This window comes from Succinatimonas hippei YIT 12066 (genome assembly GCF_000188195.1).
GTDB classification, from domain to species: Bacteria; Pseudomonadota; Gammaproteobacteria; order Enterobacterales; family Succinivibrionaceae; genus Succinatimonas; species Succinatimonas hippei.
Genome location: NZ_GL831060.1, coordinates 1 through 824, shown reverse-complemented (window position 1 = coordinate 824; position 824 = coordinate 1). Strand labels below are relative to the sequence as shown.

Sequence of the window (824 nt, the reverse complement as noted above, 5' to 3'; positions counted from 1 at the left end):
GTGGATCGCTGATCTTTTTTAATTAGATTATTCAGCATTAGCCGGCGAAGAAGACGGCCTTATAGTTGACGATAACGAACTATGGGAAATTTAGCTTTTTGGAATCGAAAACTAGGTGGAATTGTTATTGCGATCTCTCGGAGACATAAAAAAATCAGCTCAAGGCTGATTTAATTTAAATCTTTTTGGCTCCTCCTACTGGACTTGAACCAGCGACATACGGATTAACAGTCCGCCGTTCTACCGACTGAACTAAGGAGGAACTCAAAAACATAATCAGGTTTCCCTGAAAACGGAGCACATTTTATAGAAAGATATTATTGTTGTCAAACAATTTTTGAAAAAATTTTTATTCTAACGATTAATGTTGAAACAGTATGAAAGAATAGCAGGGGAAAATGTACAGGGCTGAAAACAAAAAAATCAGCACAAGGCTGATTTTCTTCATTTGTTCTTGGCTCCTCCTACTGGACTTGAACCAGCGACATACGGATTAACAGTCCGCCGTTCTACCGACTGAACTAAGGAGGAACTCAAGAAAAGCACTTCATTCGAAGTGGTGCAAAGTATATATATCAGTATTATGGATGTCAAGTTTTTTTTTGTTTTTTTTAAGATTAAAGCTATTGTCTTCTGTTAACAAGTTGATATTACAAGGATTAAAATTATTAATTTGGATTCTAAAAAAGATCGATTGTTTTAAAGGGGATAACTTAATGTAAACTATGAACAAATAAGTTATTAAGGTACTCACAGGTGAAAAATGGTTGATTTGACCGGATTGCCGCTTAGCATTACTTCATTTAGCGAATTTTGTGAAAGAA

General features: G+C 35.1%; 2 tRNA genes. Both read right to left on the bottom strand.

Features of this window, described 5'->3' with window-relative positions:
- Positions 1-186: 186 nt before the first annotated feature.
- Positions 187-262: transfer RNA gene (locus tag HMPREF9444_RS08785), tRNA-Asn, on the bottom strand.
- A 193-nt stretch (positions 263-455) separates the two neighbouring features.
- Positions 456-531 (bottom strand) — tRNA-Asn (locus HMPREF9444_RS08780).
- Positions 532-824 lie beyond the last annotated feature (293 nt).